This window comes from Bacillota bacterium, from assembly GCA_040754675.1.
Taxonomy (GTDB): Bacteria; Bacillota; Limnochordia; order Limnochordales; family Geochordaceae; genus Geochorda.
Genome location: JBFMCJ010000310.1, coordinates 1 through 4,842 on the forward strand (window position 1 = coordinate 1; position 4,842 = coordinate 4,842).

At 69.2% G+C, this 4,842-nt stretch carries 3 protein-coding genes and 1 pseudogene; 2 read left to right on the forward strand and 2 right to left on the reverse strand.

The features are described 5' to 3' along the window. The first annotated feature begins 369 nt into the window (after positions 1–369). Both AB1609_15600 and AB1609_15605 read left to right on the forward strand, forming a co-directional pair. Positions 370–516: pseudogene (locus AB1609_15600) on the forward strand (transposase). Positions 517–1,141: 625 nt separating this feature from the next. Continuing rightward, positions 1,142–2,113: an aldo/keto reductase gene (locus AB1609_15605; GenBank protein ID MEW6047877.1), complete on the forward strand. Its 972-nt coding sequence runs from the start codon at positions 1,142–1,144 to the stop codon at positions 2,111–2,113. A gap of 86 nt (positions 2,114–2,199) precedes the next feature. Here the strand turns inward: AB1609_15605 and AB1609_15610 are convergent, their stop codons facing one another. Then, positions 2,200–3,453 (reverse strand): AMP-binding protein, encoded by a 1,254-nt coding sequence (locus tag AB1609_15610; GenBank protein ID MEW6047878.1) that lies wholly within the window; start codon positions 3,451–3,453, stop codon positions 2,200–2,202. 152 nt (positions 3,454–3,605) lie between these two features. After that, a partial coding sequence (locus AB1609_15615) for an asparagine synthase-related protein (protein ID MEW6047879.1) occupies positions 3,606–4,842 on the reverse strand: 1,237 nt, incomplete at its 5' end.

The following is a 4,842-nucleotide window of genomic DNA, read 5'->3' on the forward strand; positions in this document are numbered from 1 at the left end:
GGATTACTTTGCCACTCAGAGGGGCTGGCGGACAGGGCGCGATACGTGAAGGAGCTACGCGACCGGACCAGCCAAATGCCCATGGAGTGGCGAGGGTTTCTCCGCGATGGCACGCCGCCCGGTAGCCGAACGAAGCCGAAACGACGCAGCAACCTCCGCTCGGGCTCACTTCGGCGAGCGGTCCTCGCCTTCCTCCAGCGCGCTTATCGGATTCCGTTGCTTCAAGCGTTGGTCAACTTGGGCGGATCAGGAACCGCCGACTCGGTCGTCAACCGGGTACGCAAGCTCCTGCGTAGCCAGTTCACACAACAACCTGGCTCCACTCCCCGTGAGCGGTGATCCCCAGAGCGGCTGCTCAAGGCTGCCGGTGACGTGCTGACCTACATTGCCTGTCCGCCGGAGCACTGGCGGCAGATTCACTTGACCAACCCCCTGGAGCGGCTCAGCGGGGAGATTGGGCGTCGCGCCGACGTGGTGGGTATCTTCCCCAACCCCGCCGCGGCGCTGCGGCTCATCGCGACCGGCAAGGCGGCGCGCCAGTTCCTGGATGACGGCACAATAGGCGCGCCCGTAGACCCCGGCCGCCATGACGACGTGGTTATCAGGCCCCAGGAGGCTCCAGAGGGCGGTGAAGATGCCGCCCGTGATTGCAGTGGAACTCCTTGGCCTGTGAGTCGTTGCGGGCCATCACCACCTCAGGAGGTGCCTGTGATGTGGCACCGCCATCTTAATCCGGGCCATGAAGACACCGTAGAGGCCGTTGAAGGACGTTCTGGAGCGTGGCAGCGTCGAAGACTGGCGAGAACTGGCTGATCGTGTCCGAGCTGACCCCGACGGCCCCGGGGGGCGCCGGCTCTTCGCGTCATCCTGGCGCACCGTTACATGTACGGGACGACGGTCATCTGGCGCCGGTTCCTGGAGAGGCTGGAAAGCAATCGGCGAGATCATTGCTCCGGAAGGCCCGCGGCACGATGACCCGCACGGGCGATCGAACCGGAATGTAGACCGGCACAGTGGTCTTCCCCCGCCCCGGACAGGCTGGTAACATGGAAGCGCCAGCCGGCTCGCACGCAGGGGTGGCACGGTGGGGAGTTCGCCGCCATCTTCCGACCCGTGCTACACACGTGGATGGGGGATGCTGATGCACTACCGGACGCTTGGCAGGACCGGCCTCGAGGTTTCGGAGATCGGGTTTGGCGCCTGGGGTATCGGGAAGGGCATGTGGGTTGGCGCCCAGGACGACGAGTCGGTCCGTGCCCTTCACCGCTCCATCGAGTTGGGGGTCAACTTCATCGACACCGCCCTGGTTTACGGCGACGGGCACAGCGAGCGGCTCGTCGGCCAGGTGGTCCGGCAGCGGCCCGAGACGGTCTACGTGGCCACCAAGGTGCCGCCCCGAAACGGGGAGTGGCCCGCCAGGGCCGGGGTACCGCCGAGCGAGGCGTTCCCTGCCGACCACGTGATCGCCTCCGCCGAGCAGAGCCTGCGCAACCTGGGGCTGGAGACCATCGACGTCCTTCAGTTCCACGTCTGGTCGGACGAGTGGGTGGGGCGAGGCGACTGGCTGGAGGCGGTGGAGAGGCTGAAGCGGCAGGGAAAGATCCGCTTCTTCGGGGTCTCCATCAACGACCACCAGCCCGAAAACGCCATCCGGCTCATCGAGACGGGCGCCGTCGACACGGTGCAGGTCATCTACAACATCTTCGACCAGACCCCCGAGGACCGGCTCTTTCCGGCCTGCCAGCGCCACAACGTCGGCGTCATCGTACGGGTGCCCCTGGACGAGGGCGCCCTGACGGGCAAGATCACGCCCGAAACGACTTTCCCGCCGGGTGACTGGCGCAACGACTACTTCAAGGGAGATCGCAAGCGGCAGGTCTATGAGCGCCTTCAGCGTATCGTGGCCGACCTGGGCATCGCCGTGGAAGAGCTGCCCGAGGTGGCGCTGCGGTTTACGCTGAGCCACCCGGCGGTCTCGACGGTTATCCCGGGCATGCGATCCGTGCGCAACGTTGAGGCCAACTGCCGGGCGGGCGACGGGCGCGGGCTTTCACCCGAGCAGGTGCAGAAACTACGGGCTCACCGCTGGGTGCGAAACTTCTACGAGGGTTGAAGGGCACCTACCCGGAGCCGGGACCAACGGTTGCGCAGGCGCAAACTTCGGGCACGAGATTCAACCCGGGCGGCTTGTGACGCATGCTAGCGCTCCCGGTCGTCTGCGAGCACGGGGCGGCCTGAAAGGCTGCCCGGCTCGACGATCCGTACGACGTCGGGCCGCACCCGCAGCTGCTCCCGGGCCACCCGGGCCACGGCCTCCTCGACCTTTGACGCACCACCGGCACGCCGCTCGGCCGCCGCGCCCGCGGTCAGCTCAACTTCCACGGTCAGCGTATCCCGAAACTCCACACGGCCCACCCGGGCTGCAACACGGGCCACGCCCGGTACGTGGCGCGCCAGCCCCTCGACCTGGTGCGGGTAGACGAACATCCCCCGAACCTTCACGCCCGACCCCACTCGCCCGAGCACCCCGACGAGCCTCGGCGAACGCCGGCCGCAGGCGCAGGGCTGCGTGACGAGGCGAGAGAGGTCGCCGGTGGCAAGCCGGATCAGCGGGTAGGCAGGGCGCAGCGCCGTAACCACCACCTCGCCCACCTCCCCGTCGGCCACCGGCTGGCGGGTGGACGGGTCGAGGAGTTCGACCACGACCTGGCTCCCCAGGTGCATGCCATGGCGCTCGGGACATTCGTACCCCACAATCCCCAGTTCGGCCGTGCCGTACCCCTGGAAGCTCTCGATGCCCCACGCCTCCCGGAGGTGCTGGCGCAGCTCCTCGGGCAGCCGCTCGGCGGCAAACCACGCCCGGCGAAGGGGCAGCCCGGGCGGTCCGGCCCCGCCTGTTTGGCCGTCCGCTGCCACCTCATCCAGGAGGGCCTTCATGTAGCTGGGCACCCCTGCAAAGCCCGTCACCGGCAGGTGCCGCAGCAGCCGGACCTGATCGGCCTTGGCGCCCGTGCCGGCCGGGATCACCGTCGCTCCGATGGCGCGCAATCCCGCCTCGACGATGAACGCCGCCGGGCTGAGGTGGTAGGTAAACGTGTTGATGACCAGATCACCCGGCCCGAACCCCGCCGCCCGCAGCGCCTCTTCTGCCCCCCAGTCGTCGGCCCGGTTGGCCTCCACGTTGTAAATGGGGCCCGGCGAGACGAACACCCGGGCCGTGCCTTTCAGGTCCTGCCGCACCCACTCGCCGAACGGCGGCCTCTGCCGCTGCTGTTCGCGAAGTTCGTCCTTGGACGTCACCGGCATGCGCCGCAGCACGGCGGCAGGGCTCTCGGGCCCGGAGACCAACACACCGGCGCCGTCAAACAGGCGCCGCACCGCAGGAACCTCGGCGTACGCCCGCTCCAGGAACGCTTGGAGACCCGCTTCGCCCACCTCTTCCGGAATGTACACGGCTGTTCCCCCTCTTCGGGCGCCGGTGGTCGAGGTGGGGTGGGAATACGAACAAAACCGGACCATTCCCTCCCGAACGGGGGGGACTACCCGGATGAATGGCGCGAACTGGTCCCCACCTCGTTGAAGGTAGCCTCGCTCACCGGAGGGGGCTACGCCACCTCGCCGGGCACCACGCTTCGCGTCAGGCCGATGGCGCGGCGGGCGGCCGGTTCGGGGTAGAAGTCCAGGAAGAGCCGCAGGTAAAGCGCCTGCTCCCGGGAGTTGAGCGGCACGTCAGGGCAGCGTGCCTGCAGGCGGCGCCACTCGCCGTCGCTCAGCAGTTCCTCGGCCAGGCGAGAGAGCGCCGCGGCGGCGCCGCTTCCCTGCGAGAACTTCGCCTTGGGGCGCGCCGCGATGTTCTCCGGCAAAAAGCGCCTGGCGAGCGCCCGAACCACCCACTTGTCGACCATCCGGTCGCCTTCCGTGCGGCGCTTGAGGTGAGCCGGCAGCGAGAACGCCCAGTCGAGCAGTTCCATGTCGAGAAACGGCACCCTGGCCTCGACCCCGAACGCCAGCCCCATGCGGTCAGAGCGCTGCAAATTGGTGTTGTGCAGGAGCTCGACCAGGCGCGCCAGCTCGGCGCCCAGCGCGGGGCCCTCCAGGCCGGCGAGGCTTTCGTACCCGGCGAAGAGTTCGTCGCTGCCCTCGCCGCTGAGCGCCACCCTGACGTGCTCGGAGGCCATCTCGAACACCAGGTAGTTGGCCAGGGCGCTTCGCACCAGGGGCGCATCGAAACTCTCCAGGTGGTAGATGACGGTTGGCAGGAGGCGCCGGGCGTCCGCCTCGGTGAACGTCCGGACGTGGTGCACGGTACCCAGCGCCGCCGCCACCCGGGCGGAGGCGTCGAGGTCGGGGCTGTCCGGCGTGCCGACGGCAAACGAGTGAAGGGGCCCCTCGTAGTGCTGGCGGGCCAGGGCGGCCACGAGGCTCGAGTCCAGGCCGCCGCTGAGGAGCACGCCAAGCGGGACGTCGGCCATCAACCGCTTGACCACGGCTCGGCGAAGCAGCGCCTCCAATTGCTCCACCGCGGCCTCGTCCGAAAGCTGCTCGCCCGAAACCTGCGGGCCCGAGGCCTGCGCGCCCGACACCTCCGCCTGGGCGGCGCCCCGCTCCCACGGGAAAAGCCGCGTGCGGGCCCATGCCGGGCCGCGTACTGCCCTGCCTGCGTCCACGCGGAAGACCGCCACGCTCCCGGGCGTAACGGACTCGTACCCCGGGCACGCCGTCCGGATGGCCTTGATCTCGGAGGCGAAGTAGACGACCGGGCGGCCCCCGCCCGGCGCGCTGCCGGACGCACCCCGAGCCGCGCCCCCGCCGCCCCGGCCCCAACCCCAGTAGAGCGGCCGG